Source organism: Saccharopolyspora rhizosphaerae (assembly GCF_003931915.1).
Lineage (GTDB): Bacteria > Actinomycetota > Actinomycetes > Mycobacteriales > Pseudonocardiaceae > Saccharopolyspora > Saccharopolyspora rhizosphaerae.
In genome coordinates this window covers 1-25341 of the sequence record NZ_RSAA01000003.1, presented here as the reverse complement: position 1 = coordinate 25341, position 25341 = coordinate 1, and the positions used below count along the sequence as shown (strand labels likewise).

20 protein-coding genes and 2 pseudogenes are annotated in these 25341 nt (G+C 64.1%); 18 read left to right on the top strand and 4 right to left on the bottom strand.

What is annotated here, in order from left to right:
* Window positions 1–109: pseudogene (locus EIL87_RS03425) on the bottom strand (electron transfer flavoprotein subunit beta); the annotation flags it as partial.
* A gap of 236 nt (window positions 110–345) precedes the next feature.
* Window positions 346–1815 (bottom strand): aldehyde dehydrogenase family protein, encoded by a 1470-nt coding sequence (locus EIL87_RS03420; protein WP_125088679.1) that lies wholly within the window; start codon window positions 1813–1815, stop codon window positions 346–348.
* An 85-nt stretch (window positions 1816–1900) separates the two neighbouring features.
* Here EIL87_RS03420 and EIL87_RS03415 point away from each other — a divergent pair, with 85 nt between their 5' ends.
* The 10 genes from EIL87_RS03415 (at window position 1901) to EIL87_RS03370 (ending at window position 13782) form a co-directional block, all read left to right on the top strand.
* Window positions 1901–2677 carry an IclR family transcriptional regulator gene (locus tag EIL87_RS03415; RefSeq protein ID WP_233575993.1) on the top strand — a complete coding sequence of 259 codons (777 nt, stop codon included), beginning with the start codon at window positions 1901–1903 and terminating at the stop codon, window positions 2675–2677.
* 144 nt (window positions 2678–2821) lie between these two features.
* A complete protein-coding gene (locus EIL87_RS03410; protein ID WP_233575995.1) occupies window positions 2822–3907 on the top strand; it encodes a zinc-binding dehydrogenase in 1086 nt (361 codons plus the stop codon).
* Window positions 3908–4618: 711 nt separating this feature from the next.
* Window positions 4619–5755 carry a CaiB/BaiF CoA transferase family protein gene (locus tag EIL87_RS03405; protein WP_125088678.1) on the top strand — a complete coding sequence of 379 codons (1137 nt, stop codon included), beginning with the start codon at window positions 4619–4621 and terminating at the stop codon, window positions 5753–5755.
* 28 nt (window positions 5756–5783) lie between these two features.
* Entirely contained in the window at window positions 5784–6914 is a 1131-nt protein-coding gene (locus EIL87_RS03400) for an acyl-CoA dehydrogenase family protein (protein ID WP_125088677.1), read from the top strand.
* Window positions 6911–8095 carry a CaiB/BaiF CoA transferase family protein gene (locus EIL87_RS03395; RefSeq protein WP_125088676.1) on the top strand — a complete coding sequence of 395 codons (1185 nt, stop codon included), beginning with the start codon at window positions 6911–6913 and terminating at the stop codon, window positions 8093–8095. Before EIL87_RS03400 ends, EIL87_RS03395 begins: the two co-directional genes overlap by 4 nt.
* Before the next feature lie 178 nt (window positions 8096–8273).
* Window positions 8274–9371 carry a glycoside hydrolase family 88 protein gene (locus tag EIL87_RS03390; protein ID WP_233575994.1) on the top strand — a complete coding sequence of 366 codons (1098 nt, stop codon included), beginning with the start codon at window positions 8274–8276 and terminating at the stop codon, window positions 9369–9371.
* A 43-nt stretch (window positions 9372–9414) separates the two neighbouring features.
* The gene (locus EIL87_RS03385) at window positions 9415–10572 is read left to right on the top strand and encodes a GAF domain-containing sensor histidine kinase (protein WP_125088675.1); all 1158 of its coding nucleotides are present in this window, start codon (window positions 9415–9417) and stop codon (window positions 10570–10572) included.
* Entirely contained in the window at window positions 10572–11207 is a 636-nt protein-coding gene (locus EIL87_RS03380) for a response regulator (RefSeq protein WP_125088674.1), read from the top strand. The genes EIL87_RS03385 and EIL87_RS03380 overlap by 1 nt, the downstream gene beginning before the upstream one ends.
* A gap of 14 nt (window positions 11208–11221) precedes the next feature.
* Window positions 11222–12109 (top strand): AMP-binding protein, encoded by an 888-nt coding sequence (locus tag EIL87_RS03375; RefSeq protein WP_125088673.1) that lies wholly within the window; start codon window positions 11222–11224, stop codon window positions 12107–12109.
* A gap of 404 nt (window positions 12110–12513) precedes the next feature.
* The gene (locus EIL87_RS03370; RefSeq protein ID WP_233575992.1) at window positions 12514–13782 is read left to right on the top strand and encodes an MFS transporter; all 1269 of its coding nucleotides are present in this window, start codon (window positions 12514–12516) and stop codon (window positions 13780–13782) included.
* Window positions 13783–14125: 343 nt separating this feature from the next.
* On the opposite strand, the pseudogene EIL87_RS03365 reads toward EIL87_RS03370, so the two are convergent.
* Window positions 14126–15347: pseudogene (locus EIL87_RS03365) on the bottom strand (IS256 family transposase).
* A 361-nt stretch (window positions 15348–15708) separates the two neighbouring features.
* Window positions 15709–16614 carry an SMP-30/gluconolactonase/LRE family protein gene (locus EIL87_RS03360; protein ID WP_125088671.1) on the bottom strand — a complete coding sequence of 302 codons (906 nt, stop codon included), beginning with the start codon at window positions 16612–16614 and terminating at the stop codon, window positions 15709–15711.
* A gap of 274 nt (window positions 16615–16888) precedes the next feature.
* On the opposite strand from EIL87_RS03360, the gene EIL87_RS03355 reads away from it, so the two are divergent.
* The 8 genes from EIL87_RS03355 to EIL87_RS03320 all read left to right on the top strand — a co-directional run bounded on the left by EIL87_RS03355 (window position 16889) and on the right by EIL87_RS03320 (window position 24992).
* Entirely contained in the window at window positions 16889–17629 is a 741-nt protein-coding gene (locus EIL87_RS03355) for a FadR/GntR family transcriptional regulator (RefSeq protein WP_125088670.1), read from the top strand.
* A gap of 108 nt (window positions 17630–17737) precedes the next feature.
* Window positions 17738–18439, top strand: coding sequence for a cysteine hydrolase family protein (locus EIL87_RS03350; RefSeq protein ID WP_125088669.1), 702 nt, complete (start codon window positions 17738–17740; stop codon window positions 18437–18439).
* Window positions 18440–18481: 42 nt separating this feature from the next.
* Window positions 18482–19006: a type 1 glutamine amidotransferase domain-containing protein gene (locus tag EIL87_RS03345; RefSeq protein WP_125088668.1), complete on the top strand. Its 525-nt coding sequence runs from the start codon at window positions 18482–18484 to the stop codon at window positions 19004–19006.
* Window positions 19007–19104: 98 nt separating this feature from the next.
* Window positions 19105–19686, top strand: a complete 582-nt coding sequence (locus tag EIL87_RS03340) for a gluconate 2-dehydrogenase subunit 3 family protein (RefSeq protein ID WP_158628572.1) — start codon at window positions 19105–19107, stop codon at window positions 19684–19686.
* Entirely contained in the window at window positions 19686–21347 is a 1662-nt protein-coding gene (locus EIL87_RS03335) for a GMC family oxidoreductase (protein WP_125088666.1), read from the top strand. Before EIL87_RS03340 ends, EIL87_RS03335 begins: the two co-directional genes overlap by 1 nt.
* Window positions 21348–21366: 19 nt before the next feature.
* On the top strand, window positions 21367–23034 hold the full coding sequence (locus EIL87_RS03330; protein ID WP_125088665.1) for a GMC family oxidoreductase: 1668 nt from the start codon (window positions 21367–21369) through the stop codon (window positions 23032–23034).
* Between the two features lie 31 nt (window positions 23035–23065).
* Window positions 23066–23770 carry a gluconate 2-dehydrogenase subunit 3 family protein gene (locus EIL87_RS03325; protein ID WP_125088664.1) on the top strand — a complete coding sequence of 235 codons (705 nt, stop codon included), beginning with the start codon at window positions 23066–23068 and terminating at the stop codon, window positions 23768–23770.
* A gap of 94 nt (window positions 23771–23864) precedes the next feature.
* Window positions 23865–24992 carry a mandelate racemase/muconate lactonizing enzyme family protein gene (locus EIL87_RS03320; RefSeq protein WP_125088663.1) on the top strand — a complete coding sequence of 376 codons (1128 nt, stop codon included), beginning with the start codon at window positions 23865–23867 and terminating at the stop codon, window positions 24990–24992.
* Window positions 24993–25341: the final 349 nt, after the last annotated feature.

The following is a 25341-nucleotide window of genomic DNA, read 5'->3' as shown; positions in this document are numbered from 1 at the left end:
CATCCAACACGGCATCCGCCGACTCGCGGTCCAACGTGTGATCCGCAGCAGACAGCTTCCGTTCGGAATACGTGTCGGGCACCTGCTTAACCAGCACAACAACATTCATGACTTTGGTGGCGCTTTCTGGTGAGAGGGTTTTTCCAGTTGGGTAAAAGAGTCGTTGCGCATGGGGTATCGCGTGTCTGAGCTGTTTTTCGCGATGGCGTTGCGCTGGATCTCCCTGGTGCCATCACTGACGGTAGTCAGCGGGCGTCGCGGAAATAGCGCTCCACTTCGAACTTTGGAGCAGCCATGGCTGCGGATGACATTGGGCGCGATCTCCACGAGGCCGCAACTTCGCGATCAGCCGTCGATATGTTGGGGGATGCTCAGCGGGTTCCCATCATTCAACGCATCCGGCAAGAACGTGGACGGGAAGTTCTGGAAGGCAACGGGCCGTAGGAACCGGGTGATGGACGCGGTTCCCACAGACGTCGTCGTGGGTGCGGTTGTCGCAGGATATGGTCCGCCATGCTGTTGCGCATAGGTCACCGAGACCCCGGTAGGCCACTGGTTCCACAGGAGGCGACCGGCCTTTTCTGTGAGGATCGGAAGAAGATCCTGGGCAAGAGTAATGTCGCTCGCGGCGTCCGACTCCGCGATGATGGTCGCAGTGAGTTGTCCGGCCAAAGTGCGCGCGAGTTCAGGCACTTCGGCCGGGTCGGAGTACGTCACGATCAGCGCTGCCGGTCCGAATACCTCTGTTATGAGCGCTTCCGGGGAGGCTAGCACTTTGTCGAGAGTGGTGTGGAGGAGTGTCGTTCCTGGCGAAGTGTCGGTGCTGTTGGCGCCTTTGAGCAATGTGCTCACCCCGCTGTGCGTCGCCAGCGCCGCCAAGTCCGCCTCGAAACCCTTCTGGATCCGGTCGTTGAGCATCGGCGTGGGGTTGGGCAGGTCTGCGTCGCGCAGCATCGCCAGCATGGACGACTCGGCTGGGACGAGTAGGAGCCCAGGTTTGGTGCAGAGTTGTCCGCGGCTTCCCGTGATCGAGCCGAGAAAGCCATCGACAATCTCTGAGGCATGGCGGGACGCAGCGGTCGGCGCGACGAATGCTGGATTCACGCTGCCGAGCTCACCGTAGAAGGGGATCGGCTCGGGGCGTGCATTGGCGATGTCGAAGAGTGCTCTCCCACCACGGATCGAACCTGTGAACGAAGCGGCTCTGATCCTTGGATCCTGGAGTGCTGTGACGCCATTCTCGGTTTCGTGGATCACGCGAAGCAGGTTCTCTGGTGCGCCCGCAGCTCGCCCTGCTGCTCGGACGACGGCCGCAGTCGCGTTCGAGAGGCGTGGATGGCCAGAGTGTGCTTTGACGAGCACCGCGTTGCCGGCGGCTAGCGCCGCAGCTGTATCACCGCCTGCGACGGAGAACGCGAACGGGAAGTTGCTCGCAGCGAATACGAGAACCGGGCCGATCGGCATCAGCATCCGGCGCAGGTCGGGTCGGGGTGCCCCCATCGGCCATGTGGCGTCTGGACGGTCGATCCGTGCGTCGAGGAATGTTCCGTCTGCGACAACATCGGCGAAAAGTCGCAGCTGGAAGGTCGTGCGCTTGAGTTCGCCGACCAAGCGGCCTTCGGGAAGGTTTGTTTCCTCTTGCGCGGTCGCGATCAGATCTTCTGCCGCAGTGTCGAGCGCGTTCGCGATCGCGTGGATGACGCGTGCGCGGCCAGAGTAGGTCACCGCGGCCCACTGCCTTGAAGCCTCGGCCACCGCCGCTACTGCTTCGCACGTCGTCGTAGCGGGGGTGTCGGGCAGATCGTCCTCAGTCATTGAGAGCTCCATCGTTTCCCGCACGCGGCCCTCTCACCGCGTGATGGCCTCCCATTCAAACCAGCATGTGGCATACGATCGCCAGATGCGATCCGATGAGCGGAACATGAAAACCGGCATGATCGCGCGCGTTGCCGACGTGCTCGGGGCGTTCACTGCGGAGGAGCCTGTGTTGGGCGTGTCTGAGATCGCTCGGCGCTCAGGCTTGGCCAAATCGGTCACGTCCCGCATCGTTGCTGATCTGGTCGACGAGGACTTTCTTGAGCGTGCGGATCAGGGTGTGCGGGTAGGCATACGTCTCTTCGAGCTGGGTGAGTTGGCTCAGCGTTCCAAGGAACTGCGTCGGTTCGCGCTCGGTGCGATGGCGGATCTACGTCAGGCGACCGGGCTTACGGTGCAGCTGAGCGTTCTCAAGGCCACCGACCAGGTTTATGTCGAGATCCTTCAGGGGCGCAGTGCGCAGCTCGACATGCGTTCGCGCGTTGGCGGACGGGTTCCGGCGTATGCGACGGCAGGGGGCAAGGCGGTGTTGGCCCACTTGCCAGAGGAAGCCGTCGAGCAGGCGCTCGCTATCGACATGACCCGACTCGGGCCCCGCACCATCACGGAGCCTGCGCTGTTGCGCTGGCATCTCGCGCGCGTGCGGGTCGAGGGCGTCGCGTACGAGGACGAGGAGTCGAACGTCGGGATCACGTGCGCTGCAAGCGCTATTCTCCGCCCCGACGGTTCACCGATCGCGGCTATCTCCGTCACCGGGCCCGCAGGCCAGGTTGATATGAGCCAGTTCGCGCCGGCGGTCAAGACCGCCGCCCTGGGACTCAATCGGCGCATCCGCTCGAACTCGGTCTTCAACAACCTTTGATGTTCCGCTGACCGGATCAGCCCTTGGACGACCTCACGGCGTTGCTCTTAGCGTCTGCGGACCGCCCGTATTGGGGCGACGCAACGCAACTGGTCCACAACGGTGTGCCCAGTCGGACTGGAAGGGGTGGCCCGCGTGAAGGCGATGGTCATGTACGCAAGCGATGCGCCGATGGTGCTCGAGGACCTCGATCTTGACAGCCCCGGACCGGGCGAGGTTCGCGTGCGGGTCGAAGCGGCGGGCGTGTGCCACAGCGATGTGCACTACCTAACGGGGGCGCTCCCGGCTCGCACACCGATCGTTCTTGGTCACGAGGGGGCTGGCATCGTCGATGAGGTCGGCGAAGGGGTCACCTCCTGTGGCGTCGGTGACAAGGTCGTGTTCACGTGGCGGCCGCGCTGCGGCGAATGCGAGTTCTGCCTTTCCGGACGCCCGGCGCAATGCGCACTCGGCGGTGTGCACGGCAAGTTCAACGAGTTGCTGCGCGGAGGCACCCGCCTGAGCAAGAACGGTCAGCGATACCACCATCTGATGGGCGACTCGTGCTTCGCCGAGCAAGCCGTAGTGTCACAGGAATCGCTGCTCAAGATTGACAAAGACATCCCTTCGAAGATCGCCGCCATTGTCGGATGTGCGGTGATCACTGGCATGGGAACCGTGCTGAATCGCATTCCGGACGCCGCGGGGAAGAGCGTCGCCATTATCGGCGCCGGCGGCGTCGGCCTATCGGCGGTCATCGCCGCAGAGCTCGTTGGAGCCGCGCAAATCATCGTCGCGGACCTCGTTCCGGCGCGACTCAAGAAGGCCCGTGAGTTGGGGGCGACTCACACCATCGACGCCTCGAATGAAAATTTCGCAGCCCGAGTAATGGATATCACGGGAGGTGGCGCGCACTACGTGCTTGAAGCGATTGGCCGACAGGCAACGATCCGAGCTGGCTTCGATGCACTCCGTGCCGGTGGGACTGAGATCGTCGTGGGCCTCGGCGCATTGGGCGAGGAACTTTCGGTGCCGATCAACCCGCTCGTGCAGGGCGACCGACGATTGGTCGGCGCGCTCTACGGTTCATCCAATACTCCTCTTCAGCTTCCCGAGATCCTGCGGCTCTACCGCGCAGGCCGGATCCCTCTCGACAAGCTTTTGGACCGCTCGTTCCCTCTAGGAGAGGCGAACCAGGCGATCAAGCATCTGCAGAGTTCGGCGGTCGGGCGACCGATCCTCGTCCCGTAATGGGGCTGGTCGCGCATCAGATACCGGCTTTCGCTGACTGGGTGAACCGGATGCTTGGCCTTCTTCAACCGAGACTTCTCAAAGAGTTCGCGTATTTCCTGCCGAACTTCTAAGGCGAGGCTGAAAGGAACTGCTCGGCGAAAACGATCCGGGTCCGACGTCTGCGAAGGCAGGACTTATGAGGCCGAAGATAATTTCCGGTAGCTATATCAACTCCGCCCGAACGTGTGGCCACGGCTGAATCGCACGGTTTCCAGATCCCTGTGTCGAATCGCTAGAACCCTCAAGAGCGCTATTCTCCGCTGGTCGGCAGCCATCAGCGGAGAATAGCGTTTATGGCAACGCTAGGGGAGTATGTCACCCCGCGAACCCTGCGTTTTCGTCACTGGGGAAGACTTAGGGAGCTGCGCGGCGGTGAAAAAATAGCTGGAGGAACGGTTGAGTTCCGGAGCGTAAGTGCGCGCAGTCTCGATTTGAAACTGCGGCTGTCCTGTCTGCGCAGTAAGGGTTTCGTTACGCCTCGTGGTCTCTGATGGGCGGTCGCTCCGACTGTCGCAGCTTGCCCACCGAAAACCTCTACCTCCAGCTGGAGGTACCAGGCCGTGACCGCCGCGAATGAGTATGGCGACATCGCGGTAAGTCCGCTACCTCAAGGAGGAGGAACGTGTTGATCGCTTGTGGGGTCTTTCCCGAGAGCGCAGTAGGTGTGCGATGACCGGGCCGTTGAGCGGAGTCCGGGTCCTCGATTTGACCCGCCTAGCGCCTGGGCCCTACGGCAGCATGCTTCTCGCCGATCTAGGTGCTGAAGTGATTGTCGTCGGCGGTGGCCGCTCGGGTTTGCCGGTTCCTGCACTGTCCCGGGGCAAGGAATTCATCACGCTCGACCTGAAGACTGGGGGAGGACGCGACGCGCTGCACCGGCTGGCCGCCGAGTCTGACGTGCTCGTCGAAGGATTCCGGCCTGGGGTGGCTGATCGACTCGGAGCGGGCTACGCCGAGCTCAATGCGATCAATCCGCGCCTGGTTTATTGCAGCCTCACCGGGTATGGCCAGACAGGCCCTTTGGCCCAGCGCTCCGGACACGACATCAACTATCTCGCTGTCGGCGGTGCACTGGGCACGTTCGGGCCGCCGGGGGGCCCGCCCGTCCCGCCGCTGAACCTGGTCGCCGACTTCGCAGGCGGTGGCCTTCTCGCGGCGTTCGGAGTGGTGAGCGCGCTGTACGAACGGGAACGGTCCGGAGTTGGTCAGTATGTGGATGTTGCGATGGTCGACGGCGTGCTGTCCATGATGGGCATGAACTTCGCTGACTGGGGCATCCCCACGTTGCCTCGGCGAGGCGAAGGCGTGCTAACCGGGACCATGCCGGCTTACCGTTGCTATTCCTGTGCTGACGGCCGCTACGTGGCGGTGGGGGCGTTGGAGTACGCGTTTTTTGAGAACCTGTGGCGATCACTGGATCTGGCTGGCGACGTGCCCGACCACCTGGACCCAGCGAACTTCGGCACCATCGAGAAGGCCCTGACTGATGCCTTCCGGCTCCGCCCGATGGCGGAATGGGCGGAGCACTTTAAGGACATCGACGCCTGCGTCACTCCGGTGTTGGAGCCCGATGAGTTGGGAGATTTCCCCCAGATCGCGGCTCGCTACGAAAACTTCCGGCTGAGCACTGTTCCTACGGTACCGGTCTATTCCAGGACTCCGGCTGAGGCCGGCCCCACCGAGACCGCCGACGCTACCGAGCGGGTGCTGAGCCGATTCGGGCTTTCATCCGACGACGCCGCCAAGGTTGCCGGGCCTCGTGACGGCGCGGCCGTCACCGGTCTGTGCTGGCCGCCGCTGCTGTGAACCGACTACACCGTTGAGGAAGAGGACGATGGAAACCGAGTACGATGATTTCCGCGCAAGCGTGCGAAGCCTTGCAGCTGACAAGATCGCACCCTATGCCGCCGACGTGGACGAGAAGGAACGCTTCCCCGAGGAAGCATGGGCCGCTCTGCGTGCGGCCGACCTTCCGGGGCTGCCCTACGATGAGAAGTTGGGTGGCTCCGGGGCAGATCTTCTGTCGCAAGTGATTGCTGTAGAGGAAGTAGCCGCGGCCTGCGGTAGTTCAGCACTGGTGCTGCTGGTGAATTGGGCCGGAACTTCTACTGTGGTCAGTCATGGCTCGGACGAGCTGAAGTCGTTGATCGTACCGAAGGTCGCCTCCGGTTCGGCCGGGGCCGCGTGGTGCATGACCGAGCCCACCGTTGGATCGGACCTGTCCGGGATCAGGACTTCTGCGACACGTCAAGGCGGCGACTGGGTCCTGAACGGCCAGAAGCGTTTCATCAGCAATGCCCCGTGGGCGGAGTGGTACGCAGTCCTCGCCCGCTCCGGTGAAAATGACTTCGGTGTGTTCATGGTCCACCGCGACGACACTGGCGTGTCCTTCGGCCCGCACGAGAAGAAGATGGGAATGCGTGGCAGTCCTACCGCGGACGTGATCCTGGACGACTGCCGGATCCCCGCAGTACGTGTGGTGGCTGACCCGATGCAGGGGTATCAGTACATCAACGGCGAGTTGAACGTCAGCCGTGCGCTGATCGCAGCCCAGGCTCTGGGTATCGCACAGGGTGCGTTCAACGCCGCTGTCGCTTACACGAGCGAGCGCGAACAGTTTGGTCAGCCGCTGGCACGCTTCCAAATGCTGCGCGGAATGGTCGCCGACCTCGCAGTGAAGGTCTCCTCCGCTCGGGCACTGCTGTACGAGGCGGTTGCGCTGATCGTAGCGGGAGATCCGCGTGCCCGGGCTCGGATTTCGATGGCGAAGCTGCTCTGCAGTGACAACGCCATGGCGGTGACCACGGATGCGGTCCAGTTGTACGGCGGATACGGCTTCACCCGTGAGTACCCAGTGGAGCGCATGATGCGAGATGTCAAGATCACCCAGATCTACGAAGGAACCAATCAGATCCAACGGCTGGTCATCGCGAAGGATGTTTACGCTCGGCAGGTGCGGTCATGAAGCGGGCATTGGAGGGCGTGAGGGTTCTCGACCTGGGCGAGGTCCTGCAGGGGCCGATCGCGGCTCAGGTGCTCGGTGACTTCGGGGCTGAGGTTATCAAGATCGAGCGCGGGATCAACGGCGACATCACACGCACTCTCGACCGCACGGCAATCGAGGCAGGAGAGCCGGCCTCCTATTTCGTTGGGGTGAACCGGAACAAGCGGAGCGTCTCACTCAATCTGAAGACCCGTGAGGGAATGGCGACCCTCCATCGCCTGCTGGAACAGGCGGACGTGCTGCTGCACAGCTATCGTCCCTCGGCGGTACGTCGCCTGGGACTGTCCTATGAGGAGTTGGCTGACAAGTACCCGGGACTGGTGTACGCCTCGGCGACCGGGTTCGGCGAGAGCGGACCGTACGCGCACAAGGCGGGCCAGGACATGTTGGCGCAGTCGCTGAGCGGCATGGCTCGTACGGTCGGCGACCCCACCCTGCGCGCACACCTCATGCCCGTTCCGACTGTCGACTACGCCTCGGGCATGGCCCTGGCGCAGGGCGTACTTGCGGCGTTGTACGAGCGTGAGCGATCTGGGCTCGGACAGAAGGTCAGCGTCAACCTGCTGGACACTGCCTTGGCGCTGCAGACATTGGAGAGCGCGTCGTTGCTGATGTACGAGCGGGAAACGAATTGGGTGACCGACTGGTACAGCGGCATTTTCGAGACCCGAGATGGCATGGTCACTGTGCTGGGCCTGTTCCGGGACAACGCCCTGCGCCTCGTGTGCAAGGCCCTCGGAGTAGACGATTTGAGCCGTCGGCCAGAGTTTGCCACTGCAGATCTGCAGGCTCGCAACAAGGAGCAAGCCAACGAGGTGCTACGGGGAACCGTAGAGGCAATGACCACAGAGGACGCCATCCAGCGATTCGACTCGGTCGACCTGTTGTCCGCGCCGCTACTGACCCTGCGCGAGGCACTGCAGCACCCTCAAGTGCTGGAGAACGGCATCATCACCGAGGTGGAAACCGGCGGGCACAGGTCCACCCGAATTCTCGGCAACCTGGTCAAGCTCTCTCGCACTCCGGCGACAGTCCGGCGCGGAGTACCTGCTTTGGGCGAGCACACCGAGTCGGTGCTGCGAGAGTCGGGATTCACCGATGTGGAGATCGCGGAGCTCCGTGCGAGCGGGGCCGTACCGTAACAGTGGACAGCGGTTTTTCGGGCGTTGTCCGGATGTGGAAGACGTTCGCGCTCAGTAAAATTCACACCGATCTCTTCGGCCGCGAGAAGCATGCGCAGGGCGACCCTTGCTCGCCGTACACGAGGAAGCCGGAGCGGGCTAGAGGGATCGCATCATGAGGAGCAGCATCGTGCACGAGATGACCACAACGAACATGCTGTCACGTATCCGTGGCACCCTGGCTGAACCTCCCATCGGGTTTCCGCACTATGCCGACACCGGAACCGGACAGTGGACGACCACTTCGGACGGCTTCTGGACCGGCGGTTTCTGGGGCGGTCTTCTTGCCCTGGCTTCCGTGCAGGGTGGTGATCAGAAACTCATGGGCGGGGCCGAGGAAGTCGCCACGCAACTCACGGCGCGCGCTACCTCGGACACGGCATTCCGGGGGTTTCTGTTCTTCTTCGGAGCAGGGGTTGCGCACCTGGTTGGTGAGAGCGACCGTGCGCGCGAGGTGGCGTTGGCGGGGGCCGAAGGGCTGGCTGCTAGTTTCAATCACAACGCCGGGCTGATCCCGTTGGGGTTGCAAGCGGAGGAGGCCGATGCGGTCGGTTCTGGAGCCGCGAACATCGATGCGGTTCCAGGCACCGTGGCACTGCTGGCCTGGGCGGCTCGCGAGACCGGTCGGCAGAGCTTTGCCGATATGGCTCGTGCCCACGCACGTCGGCATGTCGAGTACTGCTTGCGTGAGGACGGCTCGGTGTGCCAATCGGCGGAGTTCGACCCGCGGGATGGGACGCTGGTTCGCCGTTACACCCACAAGGGCCTTTCCGATGGCAGTACATGGGCACGTGCTCAGGCTTGGGCGATGCTCGGTTTCGCTCAGGCCGCGCACTGGGTGGACGCGGAGCTTGCTGAGCCGGCAGTCACCGCGGCGGACTGGTGGATCGAGCACCTGCCCGCTGGTCGTGTCGCGACCTGGGATTTCGACGCGGGGCCGGACGCCCCACGGGATACCTCGGCGACCGCGATCGCCGCAGCCGCGTTACTGAGGCTCGCTGACTTGGTTCCGTCACGGCCGCATTATCGCGACCATGCTGCGTCCATGGTGGCCACCCTGTGCCAGTTCGTGACACCCACAGAAGTCGGTGACCAGCGAACTTCCGGAATGCTCACGTCGGGATGCTTCGATCCGAAGAGGGGTGTTGCGACCGATGCCGAGCTAGTCTGGGGAGACTACTTCTTGTTCGAGAGCCTGCTGTCTTTACAAGGAGTAATCAACCCTACCGCTCTGTAGATAGACGGGCGGATTGTGTTCGCAGCTCAATGAGGAGACTGCCATGAACGGTGCACCAGACGCCGGCGTCGATGTCGTGCTCGATCAGCTGGCGCTGCAGCATGCGGAACTGCTCGTGCTGTCCGAGAACTCGGTGGCGATGAAGTCGATCGCACGCCGGATCCGGGAGCTGGGTGACTTCGACATGTCGCTGGTAGGACGACTCGAGGCGGATCGGCGCATGGTGCACCGCAGCTGGCATGGTACGCAGAGCCCGGCACTGCACAGGCTGGTCGTGCCGGAAGGGATAGGGCTAGGCGGAAAGAGTATCGAGCTGCGCAGGCCGCTGTGGGTGCGCGACTATCGGACCTCCGATTCGATCACGCACGAGTTCGACGACTTGGTGGCGCAGGAAGGCCTGCGCGCAATGGTCGCGGTCCCGATGATCTACGGCGGGAATGTTCTCGGCGCGATCTACGCCGGTGTTCGGCAGGAAGTATCGTTCGGCGACCAGATCGTGGCCAGGCTGGAGGAGGCCGCCAAGGCGGCCTCCGTCAGCATGGTCAGCTCACAAAGGGCGAAGATTCAAACCGGAGTCGCGGTGGACGCCGAACGTCGCAGGATGGCGGCGGACCTCCATGACTCGGTAAGCCCAGTGTTGTTCCGTATCGGCGCGGAGCTGCGCAGCCTGCGCTCGATGGAAGATCTCAGCCGAATCCGGGACCGCATCGACGAGGTCGCGAGCCAGGTCGCCTCGGTGAGCGCACTGTTGCGGAACTCGCTGGCCGACCTGAGCGAGCATCCGCCGGACAGGCAGCTAGCGGTTTCCCTGCAGGAGGATTGTGAAGCGTTCCAGGAGCGTACCGGGATACCTGCCTCCTACGTGGCGCTCGCCGAGATCCCAGATTTGCCGCCCGGGCGACCGGAGGCGTTGAGCAGCGTCGTGCGCGAGGCGCTGGTCAACATCGAGAAGCACGCGCAAGCCTCCACGGTCGTAGTGAGTGTGGTGGTCGCAGGCGGACAGTTGGTCGTCGCCACTGCCGACGACGGACGAGGGCGCTGCGGCGGTGACCCGGCCAAGCCCGGACATCTGGGCTTGGCGCTGTCGGCGCAGCGCATGGAGCGGGTCGGAGGCGGCGTGTCCATCATTGAGAACGAGGACGGTGGCACGACCGTGCGCGCCTGGGTGCCGTGCACAGATGAGAATCGGGCGGACGACTGATGACTGACGCGACACCCATCCGAGTTCTCGTGGTCGATGACCACCCGGTCATTCGTGGCGGAGTCGAGTTGCTCGCTGCCCAGGACCCTGCCATCACAGTGGTAGGCAGCGCCAGCACTGGTCACGAAGCGATCCGGTTGGTACAGGAGGTGCCGGCCGAGGTAATCCTGCTTGATCTGCGGTTGCCGGACATGCCTGCTCCCGAGCTGGTGACGGAGCTGAGGCGAATTGTGCCCAAGGCGAAGATCCTGTTGTTCACTGCGTTCGCTGACCACGGTGCAATCGACGTGTTGCTCGATGCCGGCGCGGATGGCTGCCTGGTCAAGGACATCACGGGTGTCGACTTCTCTACGGCTGTCCGTCGTGTGGCACGTGGAGTCCGTGTCATCGATCCGCGGCTGGCTGGACGACACGCCTCGGCCACACCTGAGCTGCTGTTTCACGTAGGCCTGACCAGACGCGAGTATGACGTTCTGCGACTGGCTGCGATGGGGCATAGCAATCCCGAGATCGCCGAGCGTCTCCTTCTAGCTCGTAACACGGTCAAGACCTACCTCCAAACGGCGATGCAGAAACTCAATGCACGCAACAGGGTCGAGGCCATTGCCAAGGCACATGAGGCACGGCTTCTGTAGCTGCGGCTGAATGCATGTCCGGCGGCCCGCCGCGCACCTTGTGTGCGACAAACGCGAGGTGGATTATGTCGATTACTGCAAAGTTCCGGTCGTCCGTAGACAGGTGGCGAGATCGGACCGCCATGGTCTATTCCGGGCTAGATGGTGTTCAGTGCTTGACCTTCGGTCATTTTGCGGACCATTCGCGGCGATTTGCCGTGACCCTGGCCGAACTCGGGATTACATCGGAGCACTCGGTTGCTATCCACCTTGCATCGATACCGGAATGGTGGGAGGTCGCAGCCGGATCAATTCGCGCTGGAGTTCCGTTTTCAACAGTGCCGCCGGGACACTCGCTGAGCGATTGGGTGAACTTCACCCGCGCCGAGGTGGTCATCGTCGAACGCGAGGCGCTTAAGGAGGCGGTAGCACTTCGTGAAGAGGGGTCGGTTCGGTTCGTAATACTTGTCGAAGAGATGCCGCAGCCTGATACATTGCGTTATCAGACCATGCTGTTCCTGGCCGATCCTGACGGGTGTGTCGATTCGGCACCGGACACTCAGGCCCAGGTGGTGCTGCTGGATGAGAACGGCACTCGTGATCAGGCGCAACTCGACCTCGATGCGTCAGTACTCGGACTCGACCAGTTCGACCGCGAAGAGGCCGATCTGCACTGGAATCTTGTACCACGTCACCAGGCAACAGGAGTTTTGCTCGGTCTGCTGGAGCCGTGGTCGGCAGGTGCGGCAGTACTGGTCGATGGTTGCGGCAGCGATGTCGAGCAGGTGCTGAGCCGATTCCCAGTGACAACGGTGTCTGCTCAGAGGTCCTCCTTCTTTGCAAGAAACTCGGTTGCCGGCAACTCGGTGCGCAACGTCTTGGTGGTCGACCCTCAGCCGTCCATCAGCACGCAGAAACCCTGACACCACCGTTCTGATCTGCGCATCCATTCTCGCTCCAACCTCTCGTCGGGGTTCCTCGACATCCCTCAATTTCACGTGCGCGGTCACAGCTGGTGTTGGGGAGGGCGATTTTGGGATCAAAAACGTTCTGCTCCTGGGATTCGCCGACGATCTCACTGCGGAACCGGACGTTCCTGTATGCACGTGAGGTGTTTCAATATACCGAAAGCTAAACTAACTAACCTTCGTCCACAGCCGCACCACGTTGCAAGAACGAGTGGAATTCGCGACCTCTCCAGGTGGAGGTGCCGGAATCTTCCGAAGACGCAGAGGCTGTTGGCTCGAAAAGAAACTGTCGATGCTCACCTTGAGGAACAACGATGTCCTTAATCTCACGTAGCGGTAAGGTAGGGTTTGCCAGCGCCGTGGGTACCACGGTTGAGTGGTACGATTTCTTCATCTACGGCACTGCGGCCGGACTTGTGTTCAACAAGCTGTTTTTCCCGGAGTTCGACGCGCTGATTGGCACATTGCTGTCGTTCGCAACGTTTTCCGCAGCCTTCGTTGCTAGGCCTATCGGAGGCGTGATCTTCGGTCATTTCGGCGATCGGCTAGGCAGAAAGTCGATGCTCGTGCTCACGCTGAGCATCATGGGCGCGACCACGTTTGCAGTCGGCGTCCTTCCCAGCTACCAGACGATCGGAGTGGCAGCACCGCTTATTCTGGTCTCGCTCCGCTTCATCCAAGGACTTTCGCTAGGGGGTGAGTACGGTGGCGCGGTATTGATGGCGGTGGAGCACGCGCCGCCCGGGCGGCGCGGCTACTACGGCAGCTGGGTGCAGATGGGTGTTCCGACGGGCCTGATGCTCGGCAATGCCGTGTTCCTCGCCTTCAGCGCGATGGATCCCGATGCGTTCATGGCGTGGGGTTGGCGGATGCCGTTCCTCATCGGCGGTGTTTTCGTGGTGAGCGGTCTGATCGTGCGGCTGAAGCTCGGCGAGAGCCCGGAATTCGACCAGGTCAAGCACGAAAAAGATGTAGTGCGGCTCCCGATCGCGGTGGTGCTGCGGAAGTACCCGAAGGAACTGCTGCTCACTGGCGGCGCTTACCTGTCGATCGGTGTTACATTCTACTTGACTACCGTGTTTGGGCTGAGCTACGGTGCGCAACAGTTGGGGTTCAGTCGCAACGAGATGCTGTGGATCGTGCTCGGTGCGATGGCCTTGACCTTCATCATGCTCCCGCTCTTCGGTGCGCTGTCAGATCGGCTCGGGCGGAAGCTGGTCTTCGGTGGGGGCACCATCGCGATGGGACTGCTCGCGTTTCCTTGGTTCTGGCTGCTGAACACGGGATCCTTCGTCTGGGCCTTGGTCGCTTACCTGCTGATTTGCGCCGGTTTCGCTGCAGCGTTCGGGCCGTTGGCCGCATTTTTCGCCGAGGCATTCGAACCCAAGATCCGCTACTCCGGGATCTCGTTCGGCTACACACTGGGAACGTTGGCCAGCAGCGCACTCGCTCCGATCATCGCCACGTGGCTGCTCGATCGCACGGGCGGCTACTCCGCTATTGCCTGGTACATGCTCGGGACCGCGGTCTTGTCGCTAGTTTGCGCTCTGGCTCTCCGGACGAGTTACACCTCAGATGCGGATGAGGCAGTTACGACCGTGACCAGGCCATTTCAGGCCGCAGAGTGAGCGCCGCGGGGTCGAAGCGCCGTCGTAGCTAAACGTCGGTGTGCAGTGCCCCGTCCAGTATCGGACCGAGGAGGTATGGCCCAGTCGTCGAGATTATCGCCACCGCTAATGCGAGGGTCTCGGCGTTGGTGCCAACTATGCGCAGCAACGGCAAAGTAACGCCGGACCCGCGAGACAACACCGGCCAGAACGCTGTCGGCGATGGAGTAATCCTACTCCAGATCTAGAACGGGTGCCTCTGGCAGATTCGTAGGATCTGTGGGAATAGCCAGTCGACCAGGATGGCGGCCGTCCCCGGCATCGGGTCTGTCTGATTTTCCGTGGGTGAGGCGGTGGTCGGTTTCTAGTTGTGGCTGATCCGGTCGCCGTAGAACATCACGAGGGTGTTCAGGGCCTGTTTCCAGCCGTGCGTTCGCCCGGTGACGTTACTGCGGTTGCGCTGCGGGGTGCGAATGACCAGGTAGAGCACCTTGAGCGCGGCTTGCTCGGACGGGAAATGCCCGCGCCGGCGGGTGGCCTGCCGGAACCGGGCGTTGAGACTCTCCACGGCGTTCGTGGTGTAGATGACCTTGCGGATATCCGGAGGGAACGCCAAAAACGGTGTGAACTGCTCCCACGACGAGCGCCACAACCGGATGATCGCCGGGTATTTCGCCCCCCAGGTCTGCTCGAACTCGTCGAACCGGTCCTGGGCAGCCTCGACAGTCGGGGCGGTGTAGACCGTGCGCAGTGCTTTCGTGATCGCACCCCAGTGGCCTCGGGCGGCATAACGCAGGCTGGCACGGACCAGGTGCACCACGCACTGCTGCACCGTGGCCAATGGCCAGACCTCGTTGATCGCCTCGGGAAGTCCCTTGAGTCCGTCGCAGCAGGCGATGAGCACATCGGCGACACCACGGTTTTTCAGTTCGGTGAGCACGCTCATCCACTGCTTGGCTCCTTCGCCGCCGGTGCCGACCCAGAGTCCGAGCACGTCGCGTTCACCTTGGCAGTTGATGCCGACCACGACGTAGATCGGCCGGTTGGTGACCTGGCCTTCCTTGATCTTCACGTGGATCGCGTCGATGAGCATGACCGGGTACACGCGATCCAGCGGCCGGTTCTGCCAGATTTTGAGTTCGTCGATGACCTGGTCCGTGATTCGGCTGATCAGATCCTTGGACACCTCGGTCTGGTAGATCTCAGCCAGGTGCGCCTGGATCTCACCGGTGGTCAAGCCCTTGGCATACAACGAGATCACGGCCTCGTCGAAACCGGCGATGTGGCGAGCGTGCTTGGGCACGATCTGCAGTTCGAACTCACCCCGCCGATCTCGCGGGACCTCGATGGGCACCGGCCCCACCTCGGCCTGCACCGTTTTTCGCCGAGCTGCCATTACGGTGATTACCAGCTCCGCGGCCGGCGGGATCGCCCTTGTCATAGCCGAGGTGTTCGGTCATCTCGGCTTCCAGCGCGGTCTGCAACACCGTCCGGGTGACCCCGGCCAGCAGCCCGTCCGGGCCCACCAGAGACACCCCCTCAGCTTGGGCCCGCTCGATCAATTCCCTGGCCAGCTGCACATCCAACCCACCCGAAGCGGGCCGGTCCTCGTCGTCATCCTGCGGTGCTGTCGTGTCGCCGTCGGTCACGATGATCCCCTTCCAGCCGAAAGCGGACGCTTCCAGCCTGTCGGATCACCGCCCCACACAGAAAGATCAGGACACTCCCGCAAAAAATGATCGCTCGGGGCAGCACGGTTCGGCGTCGGCTGCGGCAGGCCCCCTTCGGTTTAGAGGCTCAGTGCGGGAACCAACACGGTGAAGCTGAGCAAGTCGAGATCACGAAAGGTTTCAAACTGCCTTAACATGGCGGTCGTTGAGCGTCGGTTCAGCCGCCTATCGTGCTCCGGCTAGTTCTCTCAACGGAGCCGGCTAAGCCCGAGCTTGCTCAAGTGGGTGGCGTCGCCGAAGTGAGTCCCGGCAACTTCGTCCTGCACCGGTAAAGCGAGGTCGTGGCACAGATGTAGAGGGAGCGCAGATCGCGCTCGCCCCACGCGAAGTTCGCCGGGTCTTCGGGCACCCGGATGACGCCCAGGCAGGTGGCCTCGGCATCGAAAACGTGGATCCCGCCAGGCCCGGTGCAGTAGAGGTTACCCGCGGAATCCACCTTCATGCCGTCGGGCACGCCGATGCCCTGGCCGGCCACCTCGGCCCACACCGCACCGCCGGTGAGGTTCCGGCCGTCGAAGCCGAACCGACGGATGTGCCGGCGCTCGGTGTCGTTGACGAACAGGTACCGCTCGTCCGCCGAGAGGCAGAGCCCGTTGGGACCGTCAAAATCTTCTGCCAACAAGGAAAGTTCACCGGTGCCCGGGTCGACGCGGTAGACGCCGCGGAACGGGAGCTCCGGGTCGCGCGGGACACCGTGGGGAGCACCGCGCCCGTACGCCGGATCGGTGAACAGGATCGTGCCGTCCCTGGCCACGACGACGTCGTTCGGGCTGTTCAGCTCCCGGCCGTCGTAACTTTCGGCGAGCACGGTCCGCGTGCCATCGGCCTCCTCGCGCACCAGCCTGCTGGTCGCGTGCTCGCAGGTAAGCAGCCGGCCCGCACCGTCGTAGGCGTTCCCGTTGGCCATCCGGCTCGGCCGCCGGTACGTGGTCAACTCCCCCGCCGCGGACCGGCGATACATCCGGTCGGCCTGGATATCGCTGAACACCAGATGCCGCTCAGCCTGATGCCACACGGGACCTTCGATGAACTTGAATCCGGTTTCCAGGCAGGCCAACGGCTCGTCCACCACGAGCTCGCGCAGGCGCTCGTTCCGGATCTCCAGCAGTCCGCCGTCGGTCATCTGTGGCGCGATCCCTTCGCAGCAGTGGTCAGGTGGTCTGAACTCTAATCGCGCTTCCGGAGCTGTCAAGAGAGCCGTCCTCCGAGCTCCGCCGGACCGGGCCACGCCCGCAGGTCACGGAGATATTCCTTGTGCGACAACGGAAAACGCGAAGGTACCGGATCTGATGGAGCGCTTGACAGCATCCGGCGGGCCTGCCTACTGTTCAGACCACCTGACCACTCCCCGCTCACGAAGCGGGACAGGGAGTTCGGTCCCGAGATAGGTTGCGAAGATGACTGACCGCGGCAACCGGCACATCGAGCCGGTCCGGCGCCTGAAGGTATCCGATTCGGTGGCGGCGAACCTGGAACAGCTGATCGAGCAGGGCCAGTACCAGCCCGGCGACAAGCTGCCCCCGGAACGCATCCTGGCCGAACAGTTCGGTGTCGGTCGCAGCTCGATGCGGGAGGCGCTACGCCTCGTGGAGGCCAACGGCCTGCTCCGCACCGACCACGGGGTCGGCGTCTTCGTGGTCAGCAACACGAAACCCGTGCCCATGCTGTCCGAGCTGCTGCTGTTCGACGACTTCACCGTGCCGGAACTGTTCGAAGCACGCCTTTCCCTCGAGCGGGATGCCGCCGGGATGGCCGCCAAGCGCATTACCGACGACGAGGCGGAGGAGTTGCAGCGGATACTCGACGAGGCCGGCAACCCCAGCCTGTCCAACGACGCTTTCGTAAAACTGGACGCGGAACTGCACAGAGCCATCGTGAAAGCCACAAAGAACCGGATCTGGGAACGCGTCTACGAAAGCATCATGCCCCTGTTCATCACCTACTCGCATCGCGTCATCCAACTACCCGGACGACGCGAATCCGCACACAACAGCCACCGCAGGATCGTGGCTGCCATTCTCGACCGGAGCGTCCGGGAAGCCAGGACTGCCGCGGTCAAGCACATTCGTGAGGTGGAGCGAGAAATCGTAAAGCACCTCGACTCCGCCACCGAGACGGCTGAGAATTCCGCCCGGTAGGGCACTCCCACAGAAGCGCATTTCCACACAGCACAACCGCCGTTTTATTTCCCCTTGCCAACCAGCGGTCGGCAAACGGTATTTGCAGTCGCAAACAAAGGAGCAACAATGTCGTCGCTCAAGTACACTTACGAGCACATCGACGAGTGGATCGACCGGTCGAACTGGGTCGCCCCGACGATCGACCCGAAGAAGACGATGCTGCTCGTCCTGGACATGCAGAAGGCCTGCGCCGAGCCCGGCGGTGCGATGTACATCCCGAGCACTGGCGGCGCGCCCGAGGGCAAGGACGTCGTCGAACCTGTGAAGAACGTCCTGGAAGCCTGCCGCGCCAAGGGAATCCCGGTGGCCTGGTCGCTGTGGGGCCTGCGCCCTGACGGCAAGGACGCCGGGTTCGCGGACACCAAGTGGGGCCTCGAAGGCCAGCTGGCCACCTTCCCCGGCGCCTGGGGCAACGGCGGAGACGAGCTGGTCGACGACCTCAAGCCGCTCGACGACGAGCCGGTATTCCGCAAACACCGGTTCAGCTCGTTCTACGGCACTGCGCTGAACGAGTACATGCGCCGGGCGGGAGCGGACACCCTGGTGGTGGCCGGGCTGTCCACCGGTAACTGCCAGATCGCCACCGCGATCGACGGCGCCAACCAGGACTACAAGGTGATCGTGCTCGCGGACACCACGGCCGCGATTCCCTCCGGCAAGGAGGACCCGCTGGGCTTCGGTCAGCACTGGGAGGCGCTGCGCCAGATCCACGCCAACCACGGCGACGTGCGCACGAGCATCGAGTTCCTGCGGATGGTCGGCGCCTAAGCGGCGCCGCAGGCACCCAATCCCGTGACGAGAGGGGAAATCATGTCGCTTTCCGGTAAGCGCGTAGCCCTGCTGATCGAAGACGAGTACCAGATTCTCGAGGGCTGGTACCCGAGGCTGCGCCTGCAGGAAGCGGGCGCCGAGGTCAAGGTGATCGGCAGCGGCACCAAGAGCAGCTACGACAGCAAAGAGCATTACCCGATGGAGGTCGACGCCGCTGCGGCCGAGGTGTCCACGAGCGACTTCGACGCCGTCGTGATCCCGGGCGGCTTCGCGCCGGACAACATGCGCCTGCACCCGGAGATGGTCGCGCTGGTCCGAGACGCCTACGAGTCGGGCAAGCTGGTCGCCGCGATCTGCCACGCCGGCTGGATGCTCTGTTCCGCCGGTGCCACCAAGGGCCGAAAGATCACCGGGTATCGGCCGATTAAGGACGACGTGGAGAACGCGGGCGGCACCTGGATCGACGAGCCGGTCGTCATAGACGGGAACGTGATCACCTCCCGCACCCCGGTCGACCTGCCCGACTTCGGCCGCGCCATCGTCGCATACCTCGAAAAGAACTGACCTTCCAGGTCGACGCCCTCCCCACCACCAACGGGCGCGCCCGGGTCGACCGGCTCGGGCGCGCCTCGGAAACGGACGTCATGCAAAGGAGCAGGCACGTGGTGGACCTCAAACTTTCCGCTGTCGGCGGCAAACCACCGCTTGGCGGCTGGCTCCCGCCGATCCGGCTGACCGAACGGCAAGGCACGGTGCTCAACGCGGTGGCCGACGAATTCATCCCCGGCGGCGACGGCTTTCCACCGCCGAGTGACGTCGATGTCCTCTCGTTCATCACCAGGTACGTCACCCCCGCCGGGCAGGACGCGAAATGGTTCCCGTTTCTCGGCGAAAACGACTTCAAAGCCCGCCTCGAGAAGCTGGGTGACAGCTTCCTCCAGGCCACCTCCGCGGAACGGGTGGCCATCCTGAGTGGACTGGAGTGGGACGAGCCCGAGTTCTTCGGACACTTGCGGGACGTTGTGTACTACGCCTACTACTCGCGGCCCGCGGTCGTGCACACGATGAACCGCTCACTGCGGGCGGGCCGGGACTACCGCCTGTCCCCGCAGCCCTACGGCTACACCGATGTGATGGACGACTGGGACGACGAGTTGCTCGCCCGGGTACGCGGTTCGTATCGGCGCACCGCCGAGGTTAGGCGCATCGAGGTCCCTGCCCACCTGCGGGAGGCGACCAGCTGATGGCCGCCTGCACCGAAGCCGACGTGCTGGTGATCGGCGCGGGCGCCGGCGGCGCGGCTATGAGCAAGCGTTTGTCCGATCGCGGGATCAAGGTCGTCTGCCTGGAACAGGGCGACTGGCTACACCCGATGGATCACCCGCACTTCTACGACGGCTGGGAACTCGAACGCCAGCGCGCCTGGTCCTGGCACCCCAACGTCAGGATGTTCCCCGAGGACTACCCGATCACCGGGAACACCGAACCGATGCTGATGAACGGCGTCGGTGGCTCGACGCTGCACTACGCCGGTGCATGGCCGCGGTTCAAGCCGGTCGACTTCCGCAAGGGCACTGAGCACGGCGTCGAGGGAACCATCGACTGGCCGATCAGCTACGAGGAACTCGAGCCGTTCTACGCTATCAACGACGCCGAGATCGGGGTCGCGCGGCGGACCGGCGATCCCGGTAACCCGCCACGCCCCGAGGGCTGGGGCCCAGCCAACCGCGGCGGCAAGGTCGGGCAGAAGATGGGCCGGGGCTTCGACAAGCTCGGCTGGCACTGGTGGCCCGCGGACAACGCGATCCTGACCGAGCAGAAGGACGCGCGACTGCCCTGCAACGACTGCGGCTTCTGCCTAGGAGGCTGTCCCCGGCACGCGATCGCCTCGACCGACGTGAGCTACTGGCCCAGGGCGCTGCGCAACGGTGTCGACCTGCGCACCAACGCCCGTGTCGAGAGGATCGACGCGAAGAACGGGCGCGCCACCGGGGCGACCTACGTCGATCGGATCACCGGATCTCAGCACGAGGTGCGCGCACGGATCGTGGTGGTGGCCGCCAACTCGATCGGCACGCCACGGCTGCTGCTCATGTCCGCCCAGAAGGGACACCCGGACGGCCTGGCCAACCGCAACGGATTGGTCGGCACGCATCTGATGTTCCACAGTTGGTCCTTCGAGGACTTCTGGTTCGACGAGCCCCTGGAAGGGTTCAAGGGACCGGAACCCGCCGTGCTCTACAGCCAGCAGTTCTACGACACCGACCCCGCACGCGGTTTCGTGAACGGCTTCTCGCTGCAGGTCGGCACCGCGCTGGGCGCGGCGAACAGCGCACTGGGCACCAACACCGGCAACATCGCGCCGTGGGGCGCCGGGCACCGGAAGTTCTTCAACGACCACTTCGGCCGGCACGCGCTGGTCTACGTGCAGGGTGAGGACCTCCCGGTGTGGACCAACCAGGTGACCCTCGATCCCGAGGTCACGGATTCCAGCGGCCTTCCCGCCCCGCACGTGCACTACGAACTGCACGAGAACGACCGGCGGCTGATCGAGTGGGGCAGGCGCCGAGCTCGCGAGGCCGCCGACGCTGCCGGTGGCGTGATCGACACCGCGAGCACCGGCATCGGCGGCCTCGAAGGTCCGCCGCCGGGCTGGCACATCATGGGCACCTGCCGGATGGGCAACACCCCCGAGGATTCCGTGACCAACAAATGGAACCAAACCTGGGACGTGCCCAACCTGTTCATCACCGACGCGAGCTCGCTGACCACGGGGGCCGCGGTCAACCCGACCAGCACTCTGCAGGCCGTCGCCGTGCGGTGCGCGGAATACATCAACCGCCGGCACGGCGACATCCTCGCACAGACCACGACGCCCGCGAACGCAGATGCGCCGGATTTCTAAGGCCGCAAAGGAGAACACCATGACGCACACCAGGAAACCGGACCCCGTCGACGCGATCGTTGTCGGCTTGGGGGCGACCGGCGGCACGGCGGCCAAGGTGCTGTCCGAAGCGGGGATGAAGGTCGTCGGGTTCGACCGCGGCCCGTGGCTGCGAGCGCAGGAGCACTACTCCGGCGACGAGCTGAAGTTCGTCAACCGCAACTACCTGTGGCCGGACCCGAAGCTGTTCCCCCGCACCCTCCGCCACGACGAGGAGTCCGTCGCCGAGCCATTCCCCTTTTCTCCCACCCCACAGCTGGTAGGCGGTGGCACCAATCACTGGGCGGGCTGGGTGCCGCGGCCACGCGAGTCGGACTTCCTCCAGCGTTCCCTGCACGGCGACCTCGACGGCGCGAACCTCGCCGACTGGCCGATCCGCTACGAGCACCTCGAGCCCTACCTGACCAAGGTGGAATGGGAGTTCGGCGTCTCCGGCATCGCCGGTGCCGACAAGTACGAGCCGTACCGGAGCAAGGGCTACCCGAGCGCACCGCTGCGCCCGACGCGCTTCGGCAAGCGGTTCTACGAGGCGTGCAACAAACTTGGCATCAACGGCTTCCCGATCCCGCACGCGATGGTCACCAACGAGCACAAGGGTCGGGATCCCTTCAACACCACCAGTTTCTGGAACCAGTACGGCGACCCGAGCACCGCGCGGTCCAACACGCTGACCACCTTCATCCCGGAGGCGGTGGCGACAGGAAACTTCGAACTGCGCGCGGAGTCCTTCGTCCGCGAGATCAAGGTCGGCAAGGACGGCAAGGCGACGGGGGTCATCTACATCGACCCGGACGGCAACGAGGTGGAGCAGGACGCCGGAATCGTGGTGCTGAGCCTCGGCGCGATCGAGTCGGCGCGACTGATGCTGATGTCGAGGTCGCCCCGGTTCCCCGACGGGCTGGGCAACTCCAGCGGCCAGGTCGGCAAGAACGCGACCTTCCACGAGTACGTGTTCGCGGTGGGCCTGTTCGACCAGGAGATCGACGACCCGCTGTACGGCTGGACAGGTAACTACATCAGCGGCGGCACGTTCGAGTTCTACGAGACCGACGAGGACCGCGGGCACATCGGTGGCTGCCTGATCTCGGCCTCGCAGACCTGCCACCCGATCAACATGGTGTTCCCCGGCCGTCCGACATGGGGCCAGGGGATGAAGGACGCCGACCGCGACTACTTCAGCTTCGCCATGAAGATCGGCGCGATCCTGCACGACATGCCGGTCGAGTCGAACCGCGTCGACCTGGATCCGGCGGTCAAGGACGCCTGGGGCCTGCCCGTCGCGCGGATCACGCACAAGCCGCACGCCAACGACGTCGCGATGAGCAAGTGGCAGGTGGACAAGAACGCCGAGATCCTGAGGGCGGCTGGGGCGCGCAAGACGATCCCGGTGTACCTGCAGCGGATGACCGGCAACACGTGCCACCAGCACGGCACCGCGCGAATGGGTACCGACCCGGCGACGACCGTGCTCAACGAATGGTGCCAAAGCCACGACGTCGAAAACCTCTTCGTGGTGGACGGCGCCGGCTTCCCCAGCTCGACGGGGGTCAACCCGACGCTCACCATGATGGCCAACGCGTGGCGCGCCTGCGACTACATCACCCAGGTCTACGCCAAGGGCCGCGAAGAGCGGATCAAGGTCGGCTGAATTCCACCCAGAACGAGAAAGGAGTGCGGTCATGACCCTCAAGGCCGATTGGGAGATTGTCGGCGCGCCGGTGGATCCCGATTCCGACGAGCGGCTCTTCTTCACCGAACACGGCTGGGAGACCATCGAGGCGGCCGCCGCCCGGATCATTCCCACCGACCACGATCCCGGTGCGCGCGAGGCCCGGGTCATCGTGTTCCTCGACCGCTACCTCTCCGGCACCGACTACGTCTTCGCCGCCGCGGACGGCAGCGGGTTCCTCAAGCTCACCGGCAAGTTCGCCGACGCGTGGCGGGCCCGGATGACCGACATGCAGCAGATCTATCGCGACGGCATCGTAGAACTGGACACGATCGCGGAGCGGGAGTTCGGCGATCGTTTCAAGGCACTCGCTGAGTCCGAACAGGACAGTGCACTAGAAATCCTCTCCGGAGAGCCGAAACCGAAACCGGTCACGCTAGGCACTACCGAAGCGGTCGGCACCTTCCTCCAGGGGTGCTTCGACGAGGGCCTGCCCTTCTTCGACGCGCTGTGCCTGCACGTGCGGCAGGGCTTCTACTGCGATCCGGTGTACGGCGGGAACAAGGACCGGATGGGCTGGCGCACGATCGGCTTCCCCGGGCCGAAGTCGCTCCAGGACACCATGGACGGCACGTACAGCACGACCGAGTACTTCGTACCGGAGTACGACTGGCACGACCTCGTCCCACAGCTGAAAGAGCGGACCGCCGGCTAGCGCCGGGAGCACCCTCCCACCGCCGGGCGGGGCGCGTCCTGGACACGTCGCCCGGCTCGGCGGTCCCCGCCACGCGAAACAAGGAGCTCGATACATGCGAATCACCGGTGTCTCTGCGACGCCACTCGGCTCTCCGCTCGAGGAGGAGCTGCGGTGGGGGGCCATGGCCGTCCACGTCAAGGGTGGGATCGTCGTTCGGATCACAACCGACGAGGGGCTCGACGGAGTCGGCGAGGCCGGCTTCTCGGCAGAGTACTTCCCCACCGTAGGGCCGATCATCAACTCCCAGCTCGCGCCGATGCTCATCGGTAAGGACCCCCGCGACATCGGTGCGCTGTGGCAGCAGATGCTCGACGCGACGCACATGTGGGGCCGTCGCGGCATCGAGACCTACGCGATCAGTGGCGTGGACATCGCGCTGTGGGACCTGCTCGGCAAGATCGCCAACCAGCCGGTGTACCGGCTGCTGGGCGCCTCGAAACCCAGAGTCCGCGCCTACTTCGCGCCTTCGCTCAAACCGACCGCCGAGATCGTCGAGGAATGCCGCAAGGCGGTGGCGAACGGGTTCAGCGCGATCAAGCTGCGAGCCACCGAGGAACTGGGGCAGGCCGTCGAGTTGGTGGGCTCGGTGCGCGACGCGGTGGGGCCCGACGTCGATCTCATGGTCGACGCCAACATGTCCTACGATCGCCGCGGTGCCCTGCGGCTCGCGCGCGAACTGGAGGCCCTCGACGTCGCCTGGCTCGAAGAGCCGATCCTGTCGCGCAGCCTGACCCAGTACGTGGACGACCACTCCTGGCTCGCCGACCGGGTTGCACTGCGGCTGGCCGGAGGCGAGTCGCTGCTCACGCGCTTCGAATATATCGACCTCCTGACCCGCCGCACCTTCGACGTCGTCCAGCCGGACTGCACCAGCGTCGGAGGTATCTCGGAGGCCAAACGGGTGGCGGACCTGGCCAGTACCTGGAACCTGACCTGCGTGCCCCACATCGCGTGCTCCTCCGGGACGGGCATCGCGCTCGCGGCCGGACTGCACCTGATCCTGGCGTGTGAGAACGCGCCGCTCATCGAGGTCGACGCCTACGGCGGCCCGGGCTGGGACGGACTGCTGCAGAACCCGCTGGAGGTGCGAGACGGCTACGTGACCGCCTCCGACGCTCCCGGTATCGGCGTCGACCTCAGCCCGGACGCCTACCAGCGCTTCGCGGTTACCACAGCATGAGTGCCCGCCTGTCCGGCCAGCACGAGGCCATCGTCCGACCACACCCGCGAGCCAGCTTCCCGACGTCGCGGAGCTGGTCTACCGGGCGGGTGTCCGCGTCGTCGAGCTCACGCTGACCCGCGGGATACGATGGCATCCATGCCGAACTGCCCGAGCTTAGTCCGGACGCCGCCATCCTTGGCATGGTTAGCGTGTCCCGCGAGCCCGAGGTCGACATGTCAGTGGACGCAGGTGCACAGTGCCCGTTTACCTCCACTAGTAGTGCTTTGTTAGGTGTGGATCTTGGTGTGGGATGATCTTGTTCTGTGAAGCAGGGTGATCTCGCTCGGGTGCGTGGCCGGTTGGAGAA